28 protein-coding genes are annotated in these 25,571 nt (G+C 49.8%); 2 read left to right on the top strand and 26 right to left on the bottom strand.

Annotation, left to right across the window (positions count from 1 at the left end):
- Nucleotides 1–174: 174 nt before the first annotated feature.
- The 12 genes from tig to KNO71_RS06815 form a co-directional block, all read right to left on the bottom strand.
- Nucleotides 175–1,467 carry a trigger factor gene (gene tig / locus KNO71_RS06870; protein ID WP_015881112.1) on the bottom strand — a complete coding sequence of 431 codons (1,293 nt, stop codon included), beginning with the start codon at nt 1,465–1,467 and terminating at the stop codon, nt 175–177.
- An 89-nt stretch (nt 1,468–1,556) separates the two neighbouring features.
- The gene (locus KNO71_RS06865) at nt 1,557–2,468 is read right to left on the bottom strand and encodes a hypothetical protein (protein ID WP_214684746.1); all 912 of its coding nucleotides are present in this window, start codon (nt 2,466–2,468) and stop codon (nt 1,557–1,559) included.
- A gap of 250 nt (nt 2,469–2,718) precedes the next feature.
- Complete coding sequence (locus KNO71_RS06860; RefSeq protein WP_078146531.1) at nt 2,719–3,132, bottom strand: group I intron-associated PD-(D/E)XK endonuclease; 414 nt, start codon at nt 3,130–3,132, stop codon at nt 2,719–2,721.
- A gap of 226 nt (nt 3,133–3,358) precedes the next feature.
- On the bottom strand, nt 3,359–3,871 hold the full coding sequence (locus KNO71_RS06855; protein ID WP_015881110.1) for a metallophosphoesterase family protein: 513 nt from the start codon (nt 3,869–3,871) through the stop codon (nt 3,359–3,361).
- Nucleotides 3,872–3,876: 5 nt separating this feature from the next.
- A complete protein-coding gene (locus KNO71_RS06850) occupies nt 3,877–4,467 on the bottom strand; it encodes an XTP/dITP diphosphatase (protein ID WP_015881109.1) in 591 nt (196 codons plus the stop codon).
- Nucleotides 4,464–5,213 carry a ribonuclease PH gene (gene rph / locus KNO71_RS06845; RefSeq protein ID WP_211781495.1) on the bottom strand — a complete coding sequence of 250 codons (750 nt, stop codon included), beginning with the start codon at nt 5,211–5,213 and terminating at the stop codon, nt 4,464–4,466. The genes KNO71_RS06850 and rph overlap by 4 nt, the downstream gene beginning before the upstream one ends.
- Complete coding sequence (gene racE, locus KNO71_RS06840; RefSeq protein ID WP_270812475.1) at nt 5,206–6,009, bottom strand: glutamate racemase; 804 nt, start codon at nt 6,007–6,009, stop codon at nt 5,206–5,208. The genes rph and racE overlap by 8 nt, the downstream gene beginning before the upstream one ends.
- A gap of 112 nt (nt 6,010–6,121) precedes the next feature.
- Entirely contained in the window at nt 6,122–6,385 is a 264-nt protein-coding gene (locus KNO71_RS06835) for a phosphocarrier protein HPr (RefSeq protein WP_015881106.1), read from the bottom strand.
- A gap of 74 nt (nt 6,386–6,459) precedes the next feature.
- The gene (locus KNO71_RS06830) at nt 6,460–6,900 is read right to left on the bottom strand and encodes an acyl-CoA thioesterase (RefSeq protein ID WP_074032771.1); all 441 of its coding nucleotides are present in this window, start codon (nt 6,898–6,900) and stop codon (nt 6,460–6,462) included.
- A gap of 8 nt (nt 6,901–6,908) precedes the next feature.
- On the bottom strand, nt 6,909–7,697 hold the full coding sequence (sdhB, locus tag KNO71_RS06825; RefSeq protein ID WP_193343274.1) for a succinate dehydrogenase iron-sulfur subunit: 789 nt from the start codon (nt 7,695–7,697) through the stop codon (nt 6,909–6,911).
- Between the two features lie 8 nt (nt 7,698–7,705).
- On the bottom strand, nt 7,706–9,463 hold the full coding sequence (gene sdhA, locus KNO71_RS06820) for a succinate dehydrogenase flavoprotein subunit (RefSeq protein ID WP_015881103.1): 1,758 nt from the start codon (nt 9,461–9,463) through the stop codon (nt 7,706–7,708).
- Nucleotides 9,464–9,479: 16 nt separating this feature from the next.
- On the bottom strand, nt 9,480–10,097 hold the full coding sequence (locus KNO71_RS06815; protein WP_214687790.1) for a succinate dehydrogenase cytochrome b558 subunit: 618 nt from the start codon (nt 10,095–10,097) through the stop codon (nt 9,480–9,482).
- Between the two features lie 222 nt (nt 10,098–10,319).
- Between KNO71_RS06815 and KNO71_RS06810 the strand changes: the two genes are divergently transcribed.
- Nucleotides 10,320–10,712: a YslB family protein gene (locus tag KNO71_RS06810; RefSeq protein ID WP_251030919.1), complete on the top strand. Its 393-nt coding sequence runs from the start codon at nt 10,320–10,322 to the stop codon at nt 10,710–10,712.
- Nucleotides 10,713–10,737: 25 nt separating this feature from the next.
- Here the strand turns inward: KNO71_RS06810 and KNO71_RS06805 are convergent, their stop codons facing one another.
- Nucleotides 10,738–11,514: an aminoglycoside adenylyltransferase domain-containing protein gene (locus tag KNO71_RS06805; RefSeq protein WP_214687786.1), complete on the bottom strand. Its 777-nt coding sequence runs from the start codon at nt 11,512–11,514 to the stop codon at nt 10,738–10,740.
- Nucleotides 11,511–13,301 carry an excinuclease ABC subunit UvrC gene (gene uvrC, locus KNO71_RS06800; RefSeq protein WP_214684764.1) on the bottom strand — a complete coding sequence of 597 codons (1,791 nt, stop codon included), beginning with the start codon at nt 13,299–13,301 and terminating at the stop codon, nt 11,511–11,513. The genes KNO71_RS06805 and uvrC overlap by 4 nt, the downstream gene beginning before the upstream one ends.
- Nucleotides 13,302–13,371: 70 nt before the next feature.
- Here uvrC and KNO71_RS06795 point away from each other — a divergent pair, with 70 nt between their 5' ends.
- On the top strand, nt 13,372–14,685 hold the full coding sequence (locus KNO71_RS06795) for a dihydrolipoyl dehydrogenase family protein (RefSeq protein ID WP_214687784.1): 1,314 nt from the start codon (nt 13,372–13,374) through the stop codon (nt 14,683–14,685).
- Nucleotides 14,686–14,727: 42 nt separating this feature from the next.
- Here KNO71_RS06795 and mnhG read toward each other — a convergent pair whose 3' ends face one another.
- The 12 genes from mnhG to KNO71_RS06735 all read right to left on the bottom strand — a co-directional run bounded on the left by mnhG (nt 14,728) and on the right by KNO71_RS06735 (nt 25,457).
- Nucleotides 14,728–15,087 carry a monovalent cation/H(+) antiporter subunit G gene (gene mnhG, locus KNO71_RS06790; RefSeq protein ID WP_015881097.1) on the bottom strand — a complete coding sequence of 120 codons (360 nt, stop codon included), beginning with the start codon at nt 15,085–15,087 and terminating at the stop codon, nt 14,728–14,730.
- Nucleotides 15,065–15,361 carry a Na(+)/H(+) antiporter subunit F1 gene (locus KNO71_RS06785; protein ID WP_026826530.1) on the bottom strand — a complete coding sequence of 99 codons (297 nt, stop codon included), beginning with the start codon at nt 15,359–15,361 and terminating at the stop codon, nt 15,065–15,067. The genes mnhG and KNO71_RS06785 overlap by 23 nt, the downstream gene beginning before the upstream one ends.
- Nucleotides 15,361–15,846: a Na+/H+ antiporter subunit E gene (locus KNO71_RS06780; RefSeq protein ID WP_015881095.1), complete on the bottom strand. Its 486-nt coding sequence runs from the start codon at nt 15,844–15,846 to the stop codon at nt 15,361–15,363. Before KNO71_RS06780 ends, KNO71_RS06785 begins: the two co-directional genes overlap by 1 nt.
- A gap of 7 nt (nt 15,847–15,853) precedes the next feature.
- Nucleotides 15,854–17,338 (bottom strand): Na+/H+ antiporter subunit D, encoded by a 1,485-nt coding sequence (locus tag KNO71_RS06775; RefSeq protein ID WP_214684768.1) that lies wholly within the window; start codon nt 17,336–17,338, stop codon nt 15,854–15,856.
- Nucleotides 17,331–17,672: a Na(+)/H(+) antiporter subunit C gene (locus KNO71_RS06770; protein WP_214687782.1), complete on the bottom strand. Its 342-nt coding sequence runs from the start codon at nt 17,670–17,672 to the stop codon at nt 17,331–17,333. Before KNO71_RS06770 ends, KNO71_RS06775 begins: the two co-directional genes overlap by 8 nt.
- Complete coding sequence (locus KNO71_RS06765) at nt 17,672–18,109, bottom strand: Na(+)/H(+) antiporter subunit B (protein ID WP_015881092.1); 438 nt, start codon at nt 18,107–18,109, stop codon at nt 17,672–17,674. Before KNO71_RS06765 ends, KNO71_RS06770 begins: the two co-directional genes overlap by 1 nt.
- Entirely contained in the window at nt 18,081–20,522 is a 2,442-nt protein-coding gene (locus tag KNO71_RS06760) for a Na+/H+ antiporter subunit A (protein WP_214687780.1), read from the bottom strand. The genes KNO71_RS06765 and KNO71_RS06760 overlap by 29 nt, the downstream gene beginning before the upstream one ends.
- A 347-nt stretch (nt 20,523–20,869) precedes the next feature.
- Nucleotides 20,870–21,184, bottom strand: a complete 315-nt coding sequence (gene trxA / locus KNO71_RS06755; RefSeq protein ID WP_015881090.1) for a thioredoxin — start codon at nt 21,182–21,184, stop codon at nt 20,870–20,872.
- Between the two features lie 107 nt (nt 21,185–21,291).
- On the bottom strand, nt 21,292–22,257 hold the full coding sequence (locus tag KNO71_RS06750; protein WP_015881089.1) for an electron transfer flavoprotein subunit alpha/FixB family protein: 966 nt from the start codon (nt 22,255–22,257) through the stop codon (nt 21,292–21,294).
- Nucleotides 22,258–22,271: 14 nt separating this feature from the next.
- Nucleotides 22,272–23,045, bottom strand: a complete 774-nt coding sequence (locus KNO71_RS06745) for an electron transfer flavoprotein subunit beta/FixA family protein (RefSeq protein ID WP_078146521.1) — start codon at nt 23,043–23,045, stop codon at nt 22,272–22,274.
- Nucleotides 23,046–23,125: 80 nt separating this feature from the next.
- The gene (locus tag KNO71_RS06740; protein ID WP_074037553.1) at nt 23,126–23,704 is read right to left on the bottom strand and encodes a fatty acid metabolism transcriptional regulator FadR; all 579 of its coding nucleotides are present in this window, start codon (nt 23,702–23,704) and stop codon (nt 23,126–23,128) included.
- 79 nt (nt 23,705–23,783) lie between these two features.
- A complete protein-coding gene (locus KNO71_RS06735; RefSeq protein WP_214687778.1) occupies nt 23,784–25,457 on the bottom strand; it encodes an AMP-binding protein in 1,674 nt (557 codons plus the stop codon).
- Nucleotides 25,458–25,571: the final 114 nt, after the last annotated feature.

Raw genomic sequence — 25,571 nt, 5'->3', positions numbered from 1 at the left:
GCGATAAATCGCGATTTGAATTTTCTGGTGCGATGCACCGCGAAAAGACATTTTACATCTCTGCGTTGAAATAATTGTAGCATGAACATATTGCGACTTCAAAGAATTACACATGCAATGTGCTGTGACAGAAAAAAGGACGACCGCTAGGCAGTCGTCCCTTCGAATATCAGCTTACTTCGCTTTACCGTTTTCAACGAGGATGTCGATCGCTTTACGGAATTTGAGGTCACCTTTAAGTGTCTCAAGTCCACCTTGCGGAGCGAGCATCGTACGGAGTTGGTCCGGTGCGATGTTGTAAAGTTTAGACATTTCTTCAAGCTCTTTCTCAGCATCTTCGTCAGATACTTCGATTGCTTCTTTGTCAGCGATTGCTTTCAAGACGAGACGAGCTTTTACGCGCTCTTCAGCTTGCTCTTTCATCTCTTCGCGCATTGCTTCTTCAGAAGTACCAGTGAGCTCGAAGTACATGTTAAGGTCGATTCCTTGTGAAGATACACGTGAACCGAATTCTTGTACCATGCGGTCTACTTCTTGTTCAACGAGAACTTCCGGTACGTCGATTGTCGCGTTAGCAGTTGCCTGCTCTACGAGTTGGTCGCGCATTGTACCTTCAGCTTCTTGTTTCTTACCAGCTTCTAAACGCTCACGGATGCTTGCTTTCAACTCGTCGAGTGTCGAAACAGACTCGTCGATGTCTTTTGCAAACTCGTCGTCGAGTTCAGGAACTTGTTTTGTTTTGACTTCGTGAAGTTTGACTTTGAATGTCGCTGGTTTACCCGCCAAGTTTTCAGCGTGGTACTCTTCAGGGAATGTTACTTCAACGTCTTTTTCTTCACCAGCAGTCATGCCGATCATTTGCTCTTCGAATCCCGGGATGAATTGACCAGAACCGATTTCGAGTGTGTAGTTCTCAGCTGTGCCGCCTTCGAACTGCTCACCGTCAGCGAAACCTGCGAAATCAAATACAGCTGTATCGCCGTTTTCGATTGCACCTTCTTTAACAGCGAGTTCTGCGCCTTGCTGTTGAAGTGCTTCAAGTTCTGCTGTTACTTCGTCTTCTGTTACTTCAGTTGAAACAGCTTCGTACTCGAGGCCTTTGTATTCGCCAAGCTCAGCTTCTGGCTCAACCACGAATGTCACTTTGAAAGCGACTGGTTTGCCTTTCTCGAGCGTACCGTCTACATCGATGTTTTCGAGAGCGATTGGTTCGAAACCAGCTTCTTCAACTGCACCTTGGATCGTGTCGCGGTAGAGAATGTCGAGCGCATCTTGATAGAGTGCTTCTTCTCCATACATTTTGTTGAACATTGGGCGTGGCAATTTACCTTTACGGAAGCCAGGCACGTTCAAGTCTTTGACGACTGTTTTAAATGCGGCGTCAACTGCTTTATCAAAAGCTTCTGCAGGAGCTTCGTACGTGAGTACGCCTTGGCTACCTGATGTTTTTTCCCATTTTGCTGTCATGCTAAGTCCCTCCAACAATTCGTTTATACCGTACAAAAATGTACAACAATCCGTATTATAGCATAAATCCTCGGTAAGCACACAAGGATTTAGTCTAATAACGCCTGTGTAAAGCGAAGATCCGCCTCTAAAATCTCCGCAGCTAAACCGTCGACTGATTCGTCATGTAAAATCGCTTGTTTCGCCTGTACGAGCGCCTGTTCCACATCTGCTTTTTCGGCCGGCACATACGGATAATGCGTATACATGTAATTCATCAACAGCTGGGTCCCGATTTCATCGCCTTCAACTGATTTTTGAAGTGAAAAGACGGTCTTCTCCCATGTTTCAATCTGCGCTTTTGCTTCTGTTCGTGTCATCTTGTTCGAAACGTCCCCATCCGTCCATTCGATGACATCTAGTTCGGCGAACGCTTTTTCCAACACGATCAGTTTGACGAGCTTCGGACGCTCCGACACGAGCAGTTCATGTAGCACATTGTCGAGCACCGGGTCGATTTGAAAGTGAACATGTTGTAATGCTTCAATCTGTTCCCCCGTACTCCCTCGTGTCAGCGTTCGTTTCAACTTGGCAATTGCCGCCGGAAACTCGGTCATCTTCAACACTTGAAGTACCTGATGTGCCTGTGTGTTGACCGTATCCTTCTTGTCCTGCCATTCGAGATACTGGTTGATCCAGTGCGCCGCTTCAAACGGTTGGTCACGCATGATGTAATACTGCGCAATCTGCAACCCTCCTGAGGCCGGTTCTTCCGCCTCGGACATATGGATGCTGACGAGTTCCTGCAGCTTCTCGAGTGTCTCTGGGTCGTCCGGCCGTTCCATTGCACATTGGAAGATTTCCATGAAAATAAACGGGTCACCTGGAATCGTCTGATACCAATCCCATAAAATCGGTTCGATCCGCTGTCGTTCCCCAGAAGCATCTGCCTCCTGAATCATCTTATGCAGACGCGCCCAATTCCCCGGGAACGGATAGTCCTGATCCTTTTCCTTCTCCATCTTCCCTCACCCTTTCTTCCATTCCCCTTCATCTTCTGTTAGGACGCGATTCCTTGTCAATCGATTTCCCGGAAAATGAAAAAAGAGACGTTCTCCGTAGAGAGCGTCTCTATTTTAATGGAAGCGTCCCAAGAGGGATTCGAACCCCCGACCGACGGCTTAGCTTACCACCATGACTTTCGTCACCAACATCGTGTTGTTTGTAGTCTGGACTATATCTTCACCGTTTCAGGTGCGACACGTGTAGTCTCTACGGAACCTCACGATAATCATCTGCAAAAAGAATATTTTGCTTTTGATTATTCTTTGGTATTTTTACCCTCAATGAAATAGATTTTTCAAAAAGATTCGGTTCAAAGTAATAACAGGTATCAGTCTGTGGACAATATACACAGTATACATCAATTTCATCTTTGTTTATAAACCGCGTCTGAACTCCACTCGCGGTACTATAGCTTGAACGAAACCGAACATTTAGAACCCCGTTTGTGTTTAGTTCTCTGTACTTAACTTGAATCCGTTTAAACTGGTTGTCTTTGTAAACAACTAAGTCAAACGGTGCATGTTCAGTTGCAGGGAACAAAATCATAAACCCTTTTTGATATAAATCTACTTGAGCCTTTAAAACACCTAAATCTCCCTTACTTTTTGTGTGATGATACATAAAACATCACTCCTTAAGAGATCGTAAGTTTCCTCGGTATTACCATCAGCATCATCTGTTAAGGCTTCACCGATATAGTGTCGTCCACTTTATAGGTTTCTGTTTCCCTATAAAGGCTCCTATTTGTCTTGAAGGCCGTTGCTCTATCCTGCTGAGCTATTGGGACATTGACATGAAAACTATAATAGAAAAATGGTTTCCTGTCAATCGATTTCCCATTCCAAACTCATAGTTTTCCTGAGATGTCCAAGTCTTCGACGTGAGAACCGTCTTCTGAACGATAGAAACGCACTGTTGCTTCCCCTGCTTCGAGATCGAGTAACGCATACGTTTTGTCCGTTCGTCCTCGCGGCATGCGAATCGAACCTGGGTTGATGTAGACAACCCCGTCCTCGATCAGCGCACCCGCCACATGCGAGTGACCGAACAAGACGACATTCGCTCCCACTTCTTCCGCTCGATACCGTAGACGGTTCAAATCAAATTTGACGTCATGATGGTGCCCGTGAACGATTAAAATCGTACCGGCATCCGTCGTCTCGATGCGTTCGAGGGGAAGGTCTCCACCGAAATCACAATTCCCCCGAACCGTTCGATAAGGTAACAAATGTTCATCGACAAGGGCGAGTTGTGAATCCCCGCAATGGAAGGCGTCATCAATTTCCGCCTCGTGCCTTTCAAAAATCGTCGTCAACTCTTCGGTCAAACCATGACTATCACTCACTATTAGAAAACGCATAAGCTTCATCCTTTCATGAATGGTATGATTTCTGCCTCCAGTTTTCGTAGTGCCTGTCCACGGTGGCTGACGACCGCCTTCTCGTCACGCTCCAACTCGGCCGCTGTCTTATGAAGCGATGGGACGATAAAGAGTGGATCGTATCCGAAGCCATTTTCGCCTTGTGGGGAATAACCGATTGTCCCTTCGATCGTTCCACGAACGGTCAACGTCTCTCCGCTCGGTTTTGCGAGACAGAGCGCACAGACGAAACGAGCCGTACGATTCGTTTCTCCGTTCAATTTTTCAAGAAGAAGTGCATTGTTTGCCTCGTCTGACTTTTCTGGACCTGCAAAGCGGGCTGAATATACTCCCGGTGCCCCGTCAAGTGCGTCGACTTCAAGACCGGAGTCGTCCGCGAGGACGGCATGCCCAAAGTAAGCTGCCGCCTCCGTCGCTTTTAACGCCGCGTTCTCTTCAAACGTCGTGCCGGTCTCATCCGTCTCTGGTGCATCCGGATAGTCGAGTAGTGATTCGACCTCGAACCCGAGCGGCGTCAGCATTCCTTCGAGTTCTTTCACTTTTCCAGGATTGTGTGTCGCAATGATCAACTTCATAATGTCTCCTCCGAACGTTCTCCGACGTACCACCAAGAAGCACCGAGTGCCGCTTCCGCCGTCTTGAATAATGATTCGATGCCGTGTTGCGCGAGCGCGAGCATCTCGTTCATCTCTTGTAGCGTGAACGTCGCCTCTTCCCCTGTACCTTGTACTTCGACGAATCGTCCGCTTGCCGTCATGACGACATTCATATCGACCTCTGCCGCAGCATCTTCTAGGTAATCCAAGTCTAAGACAAGCTCGTCCGTTCGCCCGACCGAAATCGCGGCCACCCCTTCTTTAATCGGTGTATCTTCAAGTTTCCCTTGGCGAATCAAGCGATCGACGGCCAACACGAGCGCGCAAAAGCCACCTGTGATGGAAGCCGTCCGAGTGCCGCCATCCGCTTGAATGACGTCGCAGTCGACCCAAATCGTCCGTTCACCGAGACGTTCTAAATCCACGACAGAGCGGAGCGACCGGCCAATCAGACGCTGAATCTCCATCGTTCGTCCCGATTGTTTTCCACGTACCGATTCCCGGACAGTACGGTCTCCCGTCGCCCGTGGGAGCATCGCATATTCTGCATTGATCCACCCTTGCTTCTTTCCGCGAAGGAAATTCGGTACCCGCTCCTCCACAGTCGCGGTACAAATGACTTTCGTATCGCCGATTGAAATCAATACGGACCCTTCCGCATGCTTGTTCACGTGCGGCACAATCTCGACTGGGCGCAGTTCATCAAATCGTCTCGTATCACGCAATGCCGGTCACCTCGACTTTCTCCGCATGAACCGGACGCCCGAGCCATTCGCTCGCGAGTCGGTCAAATAGGTCGATATCACCCGTCGCATGGAAGGCATGTGCCGGGACTGCATCCAATCCATTCTCAAGTTCCTGATAATCGAGCATCGCAGCCACTTCAAGCGCCGTCTCGTCACCTGATGAGATGAGGTGGACGTCCGGTCCGACCACATCTTGAATGACTGGGGCAAGGAGTGGGTAGTGCGTACAACCGAGAATCAACGTATCCATCTCGGATGGTTGAAGTGGACGAAGTGTTTCCTCCACCACTTGTCGCACGCGCTCTCCAGACACTTCTCCAGCCTCTACGAGCGGGACGAACGGTGGGCACGCGAGTGAATACACATCGACCTCACCTGCCACGTGACGTAACGCCTTCTCATATGAACCGCTCTCAATCGTCATCTTCGTACCGATGACACCGATATGCTTGTTGCGCGTTCCTTTGACAGCCGCGCGGGCACCCGGGTCGATGACACCGATGACCGGGATGTCGAGACGTTTGCGCGCCTCCTTCAATACGACCGCTGTCGCCGTATTACAGGCGATGACAATCATTTTAACGTCTTTCTTCAATAAAAATTCAATCAATTCCCATGTATATGCTTCAATCTCATCGTGCGGACGCGGCCCGTACGGACAGCGCTCAGTATCTCCGATATAGACGATCTCTTCTTTAGGGAGTTGGCGCATCAATTCTTTGACTACCGTCAACCCGCCGACTCCTGAATCGAGGACTCCAATCGCTCGTTTCATTTTCATCACTTCCATTCTCACCTATCTTACCAAAAAACCTCGGACGGAAAAAGAAACGTTCCCATGACAAAAAAAGACGAGGTCGCCAGTGGCGCCTCGTCCCTTACCCGAATTACTGAGCAAGACCTTCGCTAGTGAGCATGTCAGAAAGCGTGTTGATTGCTTCTTCTGCATCTTCACCTTCAGCAGTGATCTTGATTGTAGAATCTTTTGCGATACCGAGTGAAAGTACACCCATGATCGACTTCAAGTTAACTGTTTTACCATTGTACTCGAGGTTGATGTCTGATTGGAACTTAGAAGCTGTGTTAACTAACTGAGTAGCTGGACGAGCGTGAATTCCTGAATCAGCAACGACTGTGAACGTTTTTTCCATGAGATGATGGTCTCCCTTCAAAATTCAATTCTACAGGCGAACCAGCAGAATAATTTTTGTTTGTGAACTCATTATCAAATGATAGCGGATTCGCAAAAATTCTGCAAGCGGTTTTTATATTCCGGAGTCCATTCCGTAGGACGACCTTCCTTCGTTAAATGAACGAGGCTTGTCCGTCCGGCGAAAAGGAGTTGCTCTCCGTCATATGCCCCGTAATGAATATCACATGAAGTGTTTCCGACCGTCAAGATATTGGCATGCACAGTCAGCTGTTGACGTGGCATGACTTGTCGAACATAGTCACATTGCGCATCGGCGACGACGACGAATCCGTCCTTTAAAGAGAATCCTGTCGCCTCTAACAACTCGATCCGGGCATCTTCGAAATAGATGAACGGAATTGTGTTGTTCATGTGACCATACGGGTCGCACTCCGAAAAGCGGACTTTCACATCGAGCGCGACACCTGCTTTGACACGTGTTTCCCAACCTGGCTCTCGAAAGTACTTGGTCATCGGCTCGCTTACGCCTCGACCGCAGAACCGGTGCGACCTTTGTCACTACCGAAGAACTGTTTGAACGAGTGAAGCGTCGTTTGACGGTTCATCGAAGCGATTGACGTCGTGAGCGGGATGCCCTTCGGACAAACTTCGACACAGTTTTGTGCGTTTCCGCATTGCATGATGCCGCCGTCTTCCATGAGTGCTTCGAGGCGGTCTTCCGCGTGGAAGGCACCTGTTGGATGTGAGTTGAAGAGTCGGACTTGCGAAATCGCCGCTGGACCGATGAAGTCCGATTTGTCGTTCACGTTCGGACACGCTTCAAGACAAACACCACATGTCATACATTTCGATAGTTCGTACGCCCATTGACGTTTGTTCTCCGGCATACGCGGTCCTGGACCGAGGTCGTATGTGCCATCGATTGGAACCCACGCCTTCACTTTTTTCAACGCGTCGAACATGCGTTGACGGTCGACTTGAAGGTCACGGATGACCGGGAACGTCTTCATCGGTGCAAGACGAATCGGTTGCTCGAGTTTATCGACGAGTGCCGTACACGACTGGCGCGGCTTCCCGTTGATAATCATCGAACAGGCACCACATACTTCTTCAAGACAGTTCATGTCCCAGTTGATCGGTGTCGTCTTGTCCCCGTTCGCATTGACCGGGTTACGGCGGATTTCCATCAATGCCGAGATGACGTTCATGTTTGGACGGTATGGTACCGTGAATTCTTCCGTATACGTCGCTTGATCCGGTCCATCTTGGCGTTCGATAATGAAGCGGATGTCTTTTTGTTCAGATTGCATTGGCGTCGTCATTTCGTCTTCGCCCCTTTCTTCGAGTAATCCCGTTTACGTGGCGGGATTAACGAAACATCGATGTCTTCATACGAGATATCGACTTCCCCATCTTTGTAACGTGCCATCGTCGTCTTCATGAACTGCTCATCATTACGTTCCGGGAACTCCGGTTTGTAATGGGCACCACGGCTCTCGTCCCGCTTGAGCGCGCCAAGTGTGATGACGCGTGCGAGGTCGAGCATGTGGTCGAGTTGTCGAATGAACGATGCCCCTTGGTTGCTCCAACGTGCCGTATCCGTAGCTGAAATCTTATGGAAACGTTCACGCAATTCTTGGATTTTCTTGTCGGTCGCTTCAAGTTTGTCATTGTAGCGAACAACTGTGACGTTGTCCGTCATGAGTTCACCGAGTTCACGGTGAATCTGATACGCATTCTCTGTTCCATCCATCGCAAGGATGTTGTTGAATCGCTCGATTTCTTCACGTTCGTTGAAGTTAAAGAGCGCTTCTGAAACGCTTTCTGTCGCTTGATCGAGACCACGCATGTAGTTGACTGCCGCAGGCCCTGCTTCCATTCCGCCATGAACGGCTGAAAGAAGAGAGTTCGCACCTAGACGGTTCGCACCGTGCATCGAGTAGTCACATTCACCGGCTGCGAAGAGTCCTGGAATGTTCGTCATCTGATCGTAGTCGACCCATAGTCCGCCCATCGAATAGTGGACTGCCGGGAAGATTTTCATCGGTACTTTACGCGGGTCGTCGCCTACGAATTTCTCGTAGATTTCGAGGATCCCACCGAGTTTGATGTCGAGTTCTTTCGAATCTTTATGGGACAAGTCGAGGTAGACCATGTTCTCGCCGTTGACGCCGAGTTTTTGGTTGACACATACGTCGAAGATCTCACGTGTCGCGATGTCACGCGGTACGAGGTTTCCGTAAGCTGGATATTTTTCTTCGAGGAAGTACCATGGCTTCCCGTCTTTATATGTCCAGACACGTCCACCTTCTCCACGAGCCGATTCACTCATGAGACGAAGTTTGTCATCCCCTGGAATCGCCGTCGGGTGAATCTGGATGAACTCCCCGTTCGCGTAAACCGCGCCTTGGCGGTAAACCGCTGCCGCTGCTTGTCCTGTGTTGATGACCGAGTTTGTCGACTTACCGAAGATGACCCCTGGGCCACCTGTCGCCAAGATGACCGCGTCCGATGGGAACGCTTTAATTTCCATCGAGCGCAAATCTTGACATACCGCACCGCGGCAGATGCCTTCTTCGTCGATGACGGCGCGAAGGAACTCCCAGCCCTCATACTTCTCGACGAGACCTTGCGCTTCGTAACGACGAACCTGCTCATCGAGTGCATAGAGAAGTTGCTGTCCTGTCGTCGCTCCGGCGTATGCCGTACGGTGGTGAAGCGTTCCACCGAAACGACGGAAGTCTAAGAGACCTTCTGGCGTACGGTTGAACATGACGCCCATCCGGTCGAACATGTGAATGATTTTCGGAGCATTCTCCGCCATCTTTTGGACAGGCGGTTGGTTGGCGAGGAAGTCGCCTCCGTAGACCGTGTCGTCAAAGTGTTGCCAAGGAGAGTCACCTTCCCCTTTCGTGTTGACGGCCCCGTTAATCCCACCTTGGGCACAAACTGAATGTGAACGCTTGACCGGTACAAGCGAGAATAGTTTTACCGGAACACCCATCTCTGCCGACTTGATTGTCGCCATGAGTCCAGCTAGACCGCCACCGATGACGATCAAACTTTGATTTGCCATGTAAAATTCCCCCTAATTACAAGATGCCTGCAAACGTCAAAATCGAACGGATGCCGACAAAAGATAGTGCCAAGAACACGACACCTGATACGTAGCTCATGAGACGTTGCGAACGAGGTGACTGTGTGATACCCCACGTGATCGAGAACGACCAAAGACCGTTCGCGAAGTGGAACGTAGCCGAAAGGATTCCGACTATGTAGAAGATCAACATGAGCGGGTTGTCGACGATGTTTTGCATCATCTCCGCATTGACTTCTACCCCGCGCAATTTCGCAAGACGCGTTTCCCAAACGTGCCAAGCGATGAAGATCACGAGGAAAACTCCTGTGAAGCGTTGGAAGAGATACAACCAGTTGCGCGCGTATGAATAGCGATTCGAGTTGATTGACCCGAGAAACGCGTAGTACACGCCGTACACCCCGTGGAAAATCATCGGCAATGCGATAATTGTCACTTCAAGGAAGTACAAATACGGTAAGTTCGCCATGAATTTTGCTGCTTTGTTGAATGACTCCACCCCATCGACGATGTAGTAGTTGACCGACAAATGGACGATCAAAAACAAACCGATTGGAATGACCCCAAGTAGCGAATGGACTTTACGACTGAAGTAGTCACGATGCGCTGCCATTCTAGTTCCCCCTTTTCACGAGCATTGGCTCGTATTGTCAATAAAAGCGTTTTCAAATGCAGATATAGCTTTCTGTCTCCTATTCTACTCTTGTGAAAATTGTATGACAAGACAACCTAGCCGATTTGTGCCACATTCTTTTCAAAAATACAGGATGACCAAATTCCAATTGGTCGTTATAATGATATAGAGAGATTGGAGTGATGGGATAGAATGGAAACGATGAGCCAACCAATTTTCGCGATTGAACTGCTTCGCGACTATGTGTTGACGGATTTGCTTGGCGAAGATTACGCCCAAGTCATCTATTGGTCAGGAAAACGGGTCGCCCGTAAATTCCCGACGATGTCCGACGATGAACTGACTGCTTTCTTCGCAGAGGCAGGTTGGGGCGAGTTGACACTCAAGAAGGAACGTGGGAGCAAGTTTACATATGAATTGATCCCACCACCTGCGACTCAGGCCAAAGCGACAGGATACTATCAGCTTGAAGCTGGATTTTTAGCCGAACAGATTGCAGGTCGTTTCCAGTGCGTCGCGGAAGGGTATGCCGATCCAACCCGAAAAGCTGTCCAAATCACCGTCCAACTAGACCGGAAAGACGACTACGAATAAGAGTCGATGCCAAACGCATCGACTCTTATTTTTGTTTCCGCTGAAGTTGTTGACGCATGTAGCGACGGAATTCATTGAGTTCTTGTCGATGAAACGTCACACTTCCCCCTTCATAGCTCCGAGTCGCCTTACGAACAACTTCGACAATATTTCCTGGAAAATGTCCGTTATTCACTAACCAATGGAGTGCTTCTTGTTTTGAGAGCAGAACACGTTCTTGTTCATAGGCCAGGCCACGTATCAAGTTCAATACGCTATACACCGTCTGTTCTTCAATCGAGTCAAGACAGTCGAGCGCATCCGCTCGAATCGCATCAGAAAAATGAGCTGAATCGAATCCAGAAAGGAGTTTATGAAGTGGTTGCCCTCGCCATGTGATACCACGCTCTAAAATCACTTGGACGTGAGCCGCCAAATCAGGATCGGTGAATCCTTGTTGCAATTCGGTTCTTTCTTCCCTACTAGCTTCTTCAAAACGTGAACGCCACCCTTCACTATAGTGAAACTCAAAAGGACTTGGATGATACCAATCTTTTAGCTGCGCCATCGTCATGATGCTCAGTTCGAGCGGATATGCTTCGTTGGAGTACGAGAGACAGCAGTCGATGAGTTTTTGTCGATCCTCCCGAGTCAATGCGTTTGATACGACGAGCAACAAATCTACATCACTTCGTTTCGGATGAAAACCACCCATCGCTAATGATCCATGAATATATATATGCTGAACGGTTGGTAGAAATTCATCAATCGCTCTCACGAATGAAGCGATTGTATTCTCCACGTCTGTCGTAATCTGTCTCATTCATCCGTCTCCTCGTGCACGTACTGAAGCACGGTCTCCGCTAATTTTTCCGGCAATCCCGCTTCCTTCAATTGTTCGAGTGATGCCAGACGGATTTGTTTCATCGACCCGAAATGGCGGATAAGCTGTTGACGGCGTTTCGGACCGACACCCGGAATTTCATCGAGGATCGACTTCGTCATCTTCTTCGTCCGTAAGCTGCGGTGGAACGTGATGGCGAAACGGTGAACCTCATCTTGCATCCGCTGCAACAGATAAAAAGCGCTCGAGCGTGGATGCAGCTCGACAACGCCCCCACCTTCCCCGAATAACAGTTGGCTCGTTCGATGTCGGTCATCCTTTTTGAGCGAGCCAACCGGCAAGTCGAGCCCGAACTCGTTTTGGATGACGTCGAGCGCCGCGTTTAATTGTCCAATCCCCCCATCGATCAGTAGGAGATCGGGTAATCGCTTGTCTTCCGTCAAAAGACGGCGGAATCGTCGACGGACGACTTCACGCATCGTCTCGTAATCATCCGGTCCTTGAACCGTCCGAATCTTGTATTTCCGATATTCTTTTTTGAGTGGCTTCCCGTCTTCAAAGACGACGAGCGCCGACACGGCGTCCGCCCCCTGGATGTTCGCGTTGTCGATGATGTCGACACGTGACAAGTTGGGGATGCCGATTGCTTCCCCGAGTTCACGCATCGCGAGCAACGTCCGCTCTTCATCTCGGGCGAGCAACTCGAACTTCTCGTTTAAGGCGATTGTCGCATTCTTCGTTGCTAAATCAAGCAACTGTTTCTTTGCCCCTCGTTTCGGCTGCATCACTTTCGTTCCGATGGCGTCATTCAGTAAATCGAGCCGGACCGTCTCGGGTACGAGAATTTCTTTTGGCACGACGTTTTGTTCATAGAACTGAACGATGAAACTTTCGAGTTCTTCCGAAGGCTCTCCATGCATCGGGAAGAGCGAGACATCTCGCTCAATCATCTTCCCGCCACGCATATAGAATACTTGGACGCACATCCAGCCTCGGTCGAGCGTATAGCCGAAGACGTCACGGGCCGTCGGGTCGGCCGTGATCATGTTCTGTTTGTTCATAATCGATTCGACTGCTCGAATTTGATCGCGTAGTTCAGCCGCCCGCTCGAACTGCATATCCTCAGCGGCACGTCCCATCTCGACGTTCAGCTTCGTGAGCGTTTCAGCCGTCTCCCCGTTCAAGAAGCGCCGGATCTCATTGACGATCTCTTTTTGCGAATCCGTATCGACCGCCAGCTCACAAGGACCTAAACATTGCCCGATATGATAATACAGACAGAGTTTCTTAGGCATCGGCTGACATTTCCGCAGCGGATACAGTTTATCGAGTAGACGTTTCGTCTCGTTCGCCGCATAGGCGTTCGGATACGGTCCGAAGTAATGTCCGCCGTCTTTTTTCAATTTCCGCGTCGTCAATAGACGCGGATATGGTTCGTTCGTAATCTTGATATATGGGTACGTTTTGTCGTCTTTGAGGCGAATGTTGTACTTCGGGTCGTGCTTTTTGATGAGCGTCATTTCGAGTAATAACGCCTCGAGTTCACTCGCCGTCACGATGTACTCGAAGTCACGAATCTCTGCGACGAGACGCATCGTCTTGATGTCGTGTGCGCCCGTGAAGTAAGAACGGACCCGATTCTTGAGGTTTTTCGCCTTCCCTACATAGATGACCTCACCATATTCGTTTTTATGCAGATAACAACCCGGCTCGTCCGGGAGCAGCGCTAATTTATGTTTAATGTGGTCGGTATGACTCAATTCCATTCACCTCAGTTTAGCTTCCTCCTGGACGGGAAAAAGAGTGTGATATCTCGCCAGAGGAGGATTTTATAGTATGAAACGATACGATGTCATCATTGTCGGTAGCGGCTCCGCAGCGGGTCAAGCCGCTTCCATTTTACGCGAAGCCGGTAAAGAGATCGCCATCATTGAGAATTGGACGTTCGGGGGAACATGTCCTCAACGCGGATGTGACCCGAAGAAGATGCTTGCCGAAGGAGCAGAACTCCTTGCCCGAACGGAACGTATGCGTGAGCTTGGCATCGAAGGAAGCCTGTCACTGGATTGGTCGTCCTTTAAAAAGCGGATTGATGAGTACCGCCTCTCTATCCCAACATCCAAAAAACAGCATTGGGATGAGATGAACATAGACTTATATCAGGGAGAGCCTCACTTTATCGATGAGGATTCAATCGTCATCGATGGTCACGAGCTCTCTGCCAATCAATTTTTAATCGCTACGGGTCAAACGCCCCGCCCTCTCGATATCCCAGGTGGCGAACTGGCGATCACGAGCGATGATGTGTTCGACCTCGACGCGTTGCCTGAATCGATTCATATCGTGGGGGGAGGCTATATCGCCTTTGAATTCGCCCATATCTTCCGACGATTCGGAAGCGACGTGACACTCCTCATTCGTTCACATGCGTTGAAGGCATTCGACCCGAACGTCGTCCACCGGCTCATCGAAGAATCGAAGCGAATCGGCATCACCGTCCGACATGGTGTCGAGCCAATACGAATCGATAGCAACGTCTTAACGTTATCAGATGACTCTACCCTAGAAGGAGTTGTCCTTAACGCTACAGGACGAATTCCAAACATCGAGCGACTTCGGCTTGAAGCGGCAGGTGTCACAGCTGATCATCGCGGTGTACATGTGAACGAGCATCTGCAAACAAGTAACCCAAACATATACGCCGCAGGCGACGTCGCTAACAGTTCAAATCCCGAACTCACTCCATTCGCCGGTCAGGAAGGGCGCCTCGCCGCACTCAATATGCTTCACGGGAATACAAGGTCACTCCCTGAGCGTCCGGCCCCGACCATCGTCTATGCGACACCACCGATTGCCAAAGTCGGTCTTACGGTCGAGGAAGCGGAAGCGGAGGGCATTGACTTCGACGTGAAAGAAACGGACATGTCGCACTTCCTCACCTATTCACGAATCAATGACACAACCGCATATTCAAAAGTGTTACTAAGTGCAGAAGGGCACGTCATCGGGGCTCATTTGATTGGTCATCATGCCCCAGAACTTATCAACCTGTTCTCTTACATTATACAGAACAAACTGTCGCATCAACATGTGAAGCACTTAGAAGTCGCCTATCCGACCGCCGCCTCCGACCTGACCTATCTCATCTAAACAAAAGACGGGACTCGCCTCGTGGCGAATCCCGTCTTTTACTTATTCGATTCCTTTGTCCTTGTCTTCTTTCAGCGCGTCTTGTAACGACTTCTCCCAAAGTGGAACACCTTTCGCGTGCGCCGCACGCGAGATGAGGTGACCCCCAACAGGAGCTGTCAAGAGGACGAAGAAGAGACCGAGCAAGAGTCTTGCATCAAACACCCGTTCATCGACATATACGTGAAGGACGGCTGCAAAGAGAACGAACATGACACCGAGTGTCGCACTCTTTGAGGCAGCGTGTGTTCTCGAATAAATATCTGGGAGACGGATGAGACCGATCGCGGCGACGACGGTGAAGAAGACGCCGATGATCGTGAAGATGCCGGTAATGAGATCAAAGATCATTGTCGCGGTCATGTTGGATAATCTCTCCCCTCTCTAAGAATTTCGAGAACGCCACCGTTCCGATGAAGGCCAAAATACTGAGTAGCAAGATGACTTCAAAATACAAAGTCGTATCGAGCAGAATCGATAGTAACGCGACGACCGAGATAAGCGCGATCCCGATGGAGTCGAGCGCGATGACTCGGTCTGCCGTCGTCGGTCCTTTGACGACACGATACAACATCATCAACATCGCAAGCAAGAGAATGGCGAGCGAGATGTAGATGAGAATGTCTAGTAAATCCATCACTCTGTCGCCTCCTTAATGCTTGATTCAAAGTTATCATAAATGTCTTTTTGTAACGCTTCTTTATCCGGCATGTTAAGTGCGTGGATATAGAGCACGGAATTGTCTTTTGACACCTGAACGACGAGCGTCCCTGGTGTGAGCGTGATCAGCATCGAGAGCAAGCTGACTTTCCATCCTTTGTCGAGCGACGTCTCATAGCGGAAAATCCCTGGTTGGATTTTCAACTTCGGACTAAGGACGAGACGCAGTACCTCAAAGTTCGCGAGGAACAATTCACGGATGAAGATGAGCAGCAGTTTAAACAGACGCCAGACGCGTGTGAAGTAAAAGCCGCCTCCACTAGATTTAAAGAATCGGCGCATCATGAACAAGATGAGTAAGCCAAGTAGATACCCGACGAAGAATCCGCTCGTTGTGAACGATCCCGTGAGGAACATCCAGATGAACGCCAAGAAAAAGTTAATCAATAGTTGATAAGCCATCTGTCATTCACTCCTTTATCACGGCATCGATATAGATTTCTGGATTGACGAGCGGCTCAATCGCTTGCGTGATATACGGATGGATGGCTTCTGCCCCAAATCCGTATGCGACCGCAATGATGAGCAACAAGAAGACCGGCACGATCAAACGCTTCGTATACGGTACGAGCGGTCCATCATACTCGCGCTTCGCCTCGCCCCAGAACCCGTTCAAGAAAATCTTCATGACCGAATAGAGGACGAAGAGACTCGACAAGAGGACGAGAAGTGGTCCGAACAGTTCCCCTTCGTCCATCCCGCCTGAGACGATCAACAATTTCCCGAAGAATCCACTAAGTGGCGGAATCCCAGCGAGCGAGAGCGCTGCGACGAAGAACGTCCATCCGAACAGCGGGAAACGGGTGATGAGTCCACCCATATCGCGGAGTTGACCGGATTTGGTGATCCCGATCATCATCCCGACGAGCATGAAGAGAACGGCTTTGATGATCATGTCGTGAATCAAATAGTAGAGTGACCCTTCAAGGGACGTCTGCGTATTGACCGAGATTCCGTACAAGATGACCCCGACCGCGATCATGATGTTGTAGATGATGATCAGTTTCACATCGTTATATGCGATGGCCCCTGTCATCCCGATGAAGATGGTGAGGACAGCGAGCACCATGAGGAACGTCTGTAAAAATTCACCGTTCCCATCAAACAGTAGCGTGTACGTCCGCAAGATCGAGTACACCCCGACTTTCGTCAAGAGTGCCCCAAACATGGCGAGAATCGGGGTCGGTGCGACCACGTACGCTCCAGGGAGCCAGTAGTGAAGTGGGACGAGTGCCCCTTTCATCCCGAAGACGATGACGAACAGCACACCGATGACAGTGATGACGTCCGGGTTATCGACGAGCGGGATCTTCATCGCCAAGTCCGCCAAGTTGAGCGTGCCTGTGACTCCGTAAAGCAAGGCGACCGACATGACGAAGAGCGCCGAGGCGATGATGTTCACGAGCAAGTATTTGATCGATTCACGTAACTGGACGCCACGTCCACCGAGTACAATCAACACGTATGAGGACATCAAGAAGACCTCGAAGAAGACGAACAAGTTGAAAATATCACCTGTCGTGAAGGCACCGTTCACCCCGACGAGCAAGAACAGCATCGAGATGTACAAGTAGTTGCCTTCATATGAGTCTGAGAAATAATGGACGGCGAACCACACGATGAAGAGCGTGAGGAGAGTCGACGTCGTCACGAGTAGGGCTGACAGCATATCCGATACGAGCGTGATGCCGAACGGCGCTTGCCAGTTCCCGAGGTTGAGGGTTTGAATTCCCTCCGTGGAGACCGTATGCACGAGAAAGAGTGACACGATCGCCGTCATAACTAAAGCTCCAAGAGCCATCACGCGCTGCAGCTGGACCCGTTTTGGCATAAACATCATAAGGATGGCCGCAAGCGCAGGAATGACGATTGGAAAGACCGGTAAGTTAATCATACGATTCTGTTCCTTTCATTTCTTCCATATTGTCCGTGCCGAGCTCCTGGTACGTGCGGTAAGCAAGTACGAGGAAGAACGCCGTCACCCCGAAACTGATCACGATTGCCGTCAAGACGAGCGCTTGCGGTAACGGGTCTGTGAATTCAGTCACACCGTCGACGAGGACAGGGGCAGCCCCTGTCTTCAAACCTGCCGTCGTCAAGACGAGAAGGTGTGCCGCGTGACTGAACAAGGCAGTGCCGATGATGATGCGTAACAAACTTCTTGAGAGAACAAGATAGACGGCACACATCGTCAAGACACCGATGATGATGCTAACGAAGATTTCCATTATTCACTCTCTCCAATCGTTTGTATAATCGTCAACGTGATTCCGATGACTACGAGGTAAACCCCTAAGTCGAACGCAATCGCCGTATGGAGCGTCTGTTCACCGAGAAGTGGTAAGTCGAACTTCCCGTAAGCATGCGTCAAGAACGGACGACCCAAGAATACGGAGTGAAGACCTGTCGCGAGTGCAATCAGTAATCCGGTCGCCGTCATGAGACGGTAGTCGATCGGGAGCACGTTCGCAAGCGTCTTCGAATCAAATGCGAGTAGCAACAAGACGAGTGCCGCGGATGTCATCAATCCACCGATGAATCCTCCACCTGGTGAATAGTGACCGGCAAAGAACAAGTCGATGGAGAAGATGACAATGATGAAGAAAATGATAATCGCGGCCGTCTGCAAAATGACGTCATTGACGCGTCTGCTGTTTTGCTTCATGTTCAGCTTCTCCTTTCGTACGTCGTGTTGTTCTAAATTTAATCATCGTGTAGATCCCGAAAGCTGCAATCCCGAGAACGACGATTTCAAACAAGGTATCAAATCCACGGAAGTCGACGAGAACGACGTTGACCATGTTTTTACCTGCTGCAAGCTCATACACGTTCTCTTTGTAATACTCTGAGATCGAGGTGAGCGATTTGTTTGTGAGTGCCATGAAGCTGAGAAGCGTCACGGTCGTCCCGACGAGAACAGCCACGATAGCATTCCCGACTTTGAAACGCATCCGAACTTCCTTCTTGCTGATGTCCGGCATGTGATAGAAGACGAGCAAGAACAATGCGACCGAGACCGTCTCGATGACGAGCTGCGTGAGTGCCAAGTCCGGTGCACCGAAGAAGACGAAGAACAGTGCCACGCCGTAACCAACGACCCCAAGGAGAATGATGGACGGGAGACGCGACTTCATGAAGAGAATCGCGAGCGCCGCTAGCATGACGACGGCTCCGAGCACATATTCATACGGTGCAATCTCAGCCAGGTTCTCAAACGAGAAGCGGTACATGTCGAACCACCAGATACTGAAGAGCATCATGCCTGAGAGGAAGACGAAAATATAGATCAAGTACGACCGGATGAATCCAGTCATGTAGTTGTCCTTAAAGCGATATGCCGCCTTGTTCGACCATACGAGCGTACCGTCGTACATCCCGTTGAGCGTCAGACGATGTGGGATGCGGTTGTAGATGCCTATCCATTTACCCATTTGCCAGAACAGCAATGAACCGAGAAGGACGATCCCGATCGTCATGAAGAGTTCTGGTGTCAAACCGTGCCAGAAGTAGATGTGAACATCGACTTCTTGCCCTTGTGCGACGAGTGTCGGATAGATCGACTCGACGGCTGGTTTGATGAGCGAGTTCGACAAGACGTTCGGGAAGAACCCGAGCACGACAACGAGAAGTGCAAGGATGACCGGTGAGATTAACATGCCAATCGGCGCCTCATGCGGTTGTTTCGGCAATTGATCGAACTTTGCCTTGCCCATGAACGTCCGTGTGAACAGCATGATGCTGTAGATGAACGTGAACACACTTCCGACGAAGGCGATGATCGGGAGTAGAATCCCAATCGTATCGAGCGCGAAGAAGTCGGCCGAGAAGACTTTCGTCGTCGCCTTCAAGAACATCTCTTTACTCAAGAATCCGTTAAATGGCGGAAGACCAGCCATCGATAACGAACCGATGACGGCGACCGTGAATGAAATTGGCATGACGGTCATCAGACCACCGAGTTTACGAATGTCACGTGTGCCCGTCTCGTGGTCGACAATCCCGACCATCATGAAGAGCGAGCCTTTGAACGTCGCGTGGTTGATCAAATGGAAGATCGCCGCAATCGTCGCGACCATAAAGATGTTGTCATCCATGCCGTCATAGTGGAGCGCCGCCGCTCCGAGTCCAAGGAGTGACATGATCAACCCGAGTTGACTGACGGTCGAGAACGCTAGGATTCCCTTCAGGTCGGTCTGCTTCACGGCGTTGAACGAACCCCAGAACATCGTGAACATCCCGACCCCGGCTATCGTCCATAGCCAGACGGATGATTCTTGGAACACCGGGCTCATGCGGGCCACAAGGTAGAGACCCGCCTTGACCATCGTTGCTGAGTGGAGGTACGCACTGACCGGAGTCGGTGCTTCCATCGCGTCAGGCAACCAGATGTGGAACGGGAACTGCGCCGACTTCGTGAACGCACCGAGCAAGATGAGAACCATCGCGACGAGGAATAATGGGCTCTCGGCGATGACGCCCGAGTTCGCGACCATATCGCGAATGCTGTACGAACCGACCATCGATTCGAGTAAGACAATCCCTCCGAGCATCGACAATCCACCGAACACGGTGAGAAGCATCGACTTCTGCGCACCATAGCGTGAACGTTCTTTCTCATACCAGTACCCGATCAATAGGAATGAAGAAATCGATGTGAGCTCCCAGAACATATACATGACAATCATGTTGTCCGAGAGAACGACCCCGAGCATCGCACTCATGAACATCAAGAGATACACGTAAAAATGCCCGAGCGACTCTTTGTCCTTATTCAAATAGTAAATCGAATAGAGGACGACAAGTGCGCCGATTCCCGTGATGAGAAGCGCGAACAAGAGACTGAGTCCATCGACGTATGCCGTGAAGTTAATCCCGAGGGACGGCATCCACGCAATCGTCTCTGTCACGACGTCCCCTGCACTCGTGATCGGAATGAATCCGGCGAAGTAGGTGACGAGCACGACCGGAACGATCAAGACGAACCAGCCTGTATGAATTTGTTTCATCCCCCGGAACAAAAGCGGGATGAATGGTGCCGCAAGAAGAGGCAACAAAATAGCTAAATGTAACAGCGACAAGAAAATTCCTCCTTCGAACAGAGTCGTACAATAGATTGAGCCGTAAAGTAAGGTCACTTGACTCCATCATGTCTTCCTCATGAGTATAGCGTAAATTTTCAGTCTGTTTCCATGATAAAAGCTTCCAGTTCAAGCGCTCCCCCGTCAAAATTCCGAATCTGTTAAATATGAAGGAAGCCGACGGAATTTCTTCAAAAAAAATTTTGAAATCAGACGTTATGTATCGGAATATGACCGGATTGAGGGTGCGTGGAATAACTCAACTTATTCCCTACTTGCCTGTCCTTTTCCTTCTTTTCTATTCCGCAAAACAAAAAAGCAGCCGATCTCAATCGGCTGCTACGCAATTATTGTGCTGTCGCGATAAACTCTTTCAATGCTTCTTTTGGTTGGAAGCCCATTGTTTTCGAAACAGGCTCGCCATCTTTGAACATCATGAGTGTCGGGATACTTTGGATTTGGAAAGCACCTGCGACTTCAGGGTTTTCGTCGACGTCGAGTTTCACGATTTGGACTTGGTCACCCATTTCTTGATCGAGTTCTTCGAGAACTGGCGCGATCATGCGACATGGTCCACACCAAGTTGCCCAGAAATCTACGAGGACGACGCCCTCTTTTACATCTTGTTCAAACGATTGAGTCGTTGCGTGTTTAATAGCCATTTGTAAAAACCTCCCCAATAAGATGAGAGAGTCCTGGTAAAGAACTCTCATGCAATTCATGTTCAGAGTATACCACGGAGGGTAACAACCCCAAAACGTTTTGCTTATTAGCTATTGACGAGGTGCTTACGGAACTCTTCCGTCAACATCGGGACGACATCGAACAAGTCGCCGACGATGCCATAGTCTGCCACGCTGAAGATGTTTGCTTCTGGGTCCTTGTTGATGGCGACGATGACTTTCGCGTTACTCATCCCAGCCAAGTGTTGAATTGCTCCTGAGATCCCACATGCGATGTAGAGGTCTGGCGTGACAACTTTACCCGTCTGTCCGATTTGAAGTGCGTAATCGCAGTAATCAGCGTCACATGCTCCACGTGAAGCACCGACCGCTCCTCCGAGAAGCTCAGCCAACTCTTCAAGCGGTTTGAATCCATCTTCGCTCTTCACGCCACGTCCACCTGCGACGATAACTTTCGCTTCCGCCAAATCTACTTTCCCAGTCGCCTTACGCACGACTTCTTTGACGATCATCGCGAGGTCTTTCAATTCGACCGCCGGCGTTTCAACAGAGACGCTCGCGCCCGCTTGACGTGCAAGTGCGTCGATGTTGTTTGGACGGATTGTGAAGAACATGACCGAATCTTTGAACTTCACTTTCTCGAACGCCTTCCCTGAGTAGATCGGGCGAACGAACTCTGCGTCGCGTCCTGTCCCTTCGATCGAGACAACATCACTGATGAGTCCGGCATCGAGACGTGCCGCAAGTTTCGGTGCGATGTCTTTCCCAAGAGCCGTATGTCCGAGGACGATCATTTCCGGATTTTCTTGCTCGATCAACTGACGGAGCACTTGTCCGTAGCCGTCTGGCGTATAATGCTTGAGGCGATCATCTTCGACGACGAGGACACGACTTGCCCCATACTCCCCGAGTTCTTGTGCGAGTGATTGCACGTGATCCCCAATCACGACTGCCGTCACATCGTCTGTCAATTGCTTCGCCGCAGCGATGGCTTCGAATGATACGTTACGTAACGCGCCTTCACGCGCTTCTGCGAGTACTAAAGCTTTCATCTATGATCTCCCCCTTAAATGACTTTCGCTTCCGTGCGAAGAAGTTGTACGAGCTCGCTCACTTGTGTCGACATATCGCCTTCAAGGATGCGACCGGCTTTCTTCTCTTCTGGCAAGAATCGTTCAATCGTCTCGATTTTCGCTTCGATTTCATCTTCATCGAGATCGATGTCCATGAGTTCGAGTTCTTCGAGCGGTTTCTTCTTCGCCTTCATGATTCCTGGCAAGCTCGGGTAACGCGGCTCGTTCAACCCTTGTTGTGCCGTTACGAGAAGTGGGAGTGCGACTTCGATGACTTCCGTGTCCCCTTCGACGTCACGTGTGACCGTTGCCGTCGTGCCATCGATTTCAAGAGCCGTGATCGTCGTCACGTAGTTCATGTCGAGAAGTTCTGCGACTCGTGGTGCGACTTGTCCGCTACCGCCATCGATTGCCACGTTTCCTGCGAAGATGAGGTCTGCGTCCTGTTCTTTCAAGTATGAGGCGAGAACTTTTGAAATCGTGACATGATCCGCATCCTCGACATCGTCCTCGATTGAGATGCGAACGGCTTTGTCCGCACCCATTGCGAGTGCTGTACGTAATTCTTTGTCCGCATCTTCTGGTCCTACCGTGACGACCGTGACCTCTCCCCCGAGTGCGTCACGTTTTTGAATCGCTTCTTCAACCGCATATTCGTCATACGGGTTGATGATGAACTCAGCGCCGTCTTCTTGAATTTCCCCATTCTCGAGCTGAATCGCTTCCTCAGTATCAAACGTACGTTTCAGCAAAACAAAAATATTCATGGTTGATCCCCCTTTAGTCAATTCTTTCCCATCATTCATGAATCAGCATTCATTTTTTGAGCTAGTGATAGGGCTCACTGTTACGTAAGCCCTTTTTTCAACATATGGTGCACATTTGGAAGCGTCGACAACAGATCATACTTGAAGCCGCTCGCCATCCAACTCGTCACAACCTCATCGATTGTGCCGAAAATCATTTGACGGGCGAGTCGATAATCTAAATCCTTGTCAAACTCTCCTGTCTCGATTCCATGTTTGACGACAGAATCGATTAAGTTCAAATACGGTTTGAGCACTTCTCCGATTTTTTGGCGAAGTACCAAGTTCGACTGCCGCAGTTCGATTTGTGTCACGACGGCGAGGTCGTAATCTGCCGACAGTTGCTTTAAATGTGATTCAATCAACTGATACAACTTACTCCCGGCTGACGTCTCGCTCTCGATTTGTTGTTTCGAGTAGTCGATGAACAGCCCCATCTTCGCTTGGAACAATTCGATTAAGAGATGCTCCTTGTTTTTAAAGTACAAATAGATCGTGCCGTCCGCGACACCCGCCTCTTTGGCGATGGCTGTCACCTTTGCACCGTGATAGCCATGATTGGCAATTACTTTGACCGCCGCATCAATGATTCGGTCACTTTTCGAAATATGATTTGTCATTAACCCCAAGCTCCTTACCGTTGCAGAAAAATGAATGATGGTTCATTCATTTATTATTCTATCATGCGTACGCTTGGTGTCAACTGCTTTGTTTCACTTGTTTGGCCTTCTCTTCGTCGACGAGGACACGGCGTAAAATCTTACCGACGAACGTCTTCGGCAACTCGTCGCGGAACTCATACAACTTTGGCACTTTATAGGCCGCAAGCTTCTCACGACAATGTTTGTCGAGTTCTTCTTCCGTCACACTCGAGCCATCGCGAAGGACGATGAACGCTTTGACCGTCTCACCCCGATATGGATCTGGGACACCGATACAGACCGCTTCCTTCACGGCCGGATGTTCGTAGAGGACTTCTTCGATTTCACGCGGATAGACATTAAAGCCACCTGCGATGATCATGTCCTTCTTCCGGTCGACAATATAGAAGAACCCGTCCTCGCCCATGTAGCCGAGGTCACCAGTTGCGAGCCACCCATCTTTCAAGACGGCTGCCGTTTCCTCCGGTTTCTGCCAGTAGCCTTTCATGACTTGTGGACCGCTCAGCATGATCTCCCCGATTTCACCGATGTCCGCCTCTGTTTCTCCGTCTGCTTTTACTATTTTAGCAGAAGTATCCGATAACGGGGCACCGATCGAGCCAACAATCCGTTTATCCCATAAGAAGTTCGCATGCGTGACCGGAGACGTCTCAGACAAACCGTATCCTTCGACGATGCGACCTCCTGTGATCTTCTCAAATTCCTCTTGCACTTCGATTGGAAGTGGTGCCGAACCCGAGATACACGCCTCGATCGAAGACAAATCATACTTCTTCAGTTTCGGGTCGTTCAAGATCCCGACGTACATCGTCGGTGCGCCCGGGAAGAAGTGTGGCTTTTTCTTCTGAATCGTCTTCAAGACATCCGTCACTTCGAAACGTGGCACGAGGACAAGCTCATAGCCGTTCGTGACCCCAAAGTTCAGACAGCACGACATCCCATAGACGTGGAAGAACGGAACAACGCACAGTACTCGTTTCTCGTCCCCGCGATTGTACTTATAGAATAAGTTCGTGATTTGATCCGCGTTCGCCGTCAAGTTGAAATGGGTCAACATGACCCCTTTCGGAAGTCCCGTTGTTCCCCCTGTATATTGAAGAACGGCGACATCTTCTTTTGGATCGATGTCGAGCGGCGTGATAGGATTGAAGTCCTTATAATCTTTGAACAGCGTCGAACCGGTCGTATCGATGACGATATTGTTCTCCCGTTTCACTTTGATTGGATACAGTTTGTTTTTCGGGAATGGTAAGTAATCAGCGATACTCGTCGTGATCACGGTTTGAATCTCCGTCTTCTCACTGACGCGAAGCGTTTTCGGATATAACAGGTCGAGGGTGATGACGATTTTGACCCCTGCGTCCGTGACGAGGTTTTCTAGCTCTCGTTCCGTGTAAAGCGGGTTCGTCTGGACGACCGTCCCACCTGCATAGAGCACGGCATAGAACGAGATGACGTATTGAGGACAGTTCGGAAGCATGAGGCTGACGCGGTCGCCTTTTTCAAGTCCTTTCGCTTGAAGCATCGTTCCGAGTCGACGTGCGGCATCATCGATTTCCGCGAATGTCCACTCCTTTCCGATAAAGGAGACGGCCGTACGATTCGGATAATCCTTTGCTGCGCGAGACAATGCCTCATAGAGCGGCTTTACCTCATAATCGATTGACTGGGGCATTCCTTCTGGATAATCTTGTAACCACGGTTTGTTCATCGCTGCTCCTCCTTGGAAATGAATACTCATTCAGTTAACCCTATTATAATGCTAAGAAAACGCTTTCATCTACCCTTTACCCGATAATTTTCAGAAAATATCAAAAAAAGCGAT

Origin of the sequence: Exiguobacterium sp. s163 (assembly GCF_018617135.1) — a bacterium.
In the GTDB taxonomy this organism is placed as follows: Bacteria; Bacillota; Bacilli; order Exiguobacteriales; family Exiguobacteriaceae; genus Exiguobacterium; species Exiguobacterium profundum.
The sequence above is the reverse complement of the archived record's forward strand: the minus strand, read 5'-3'. Positions and strand labels throughout refer to the sequence as shown.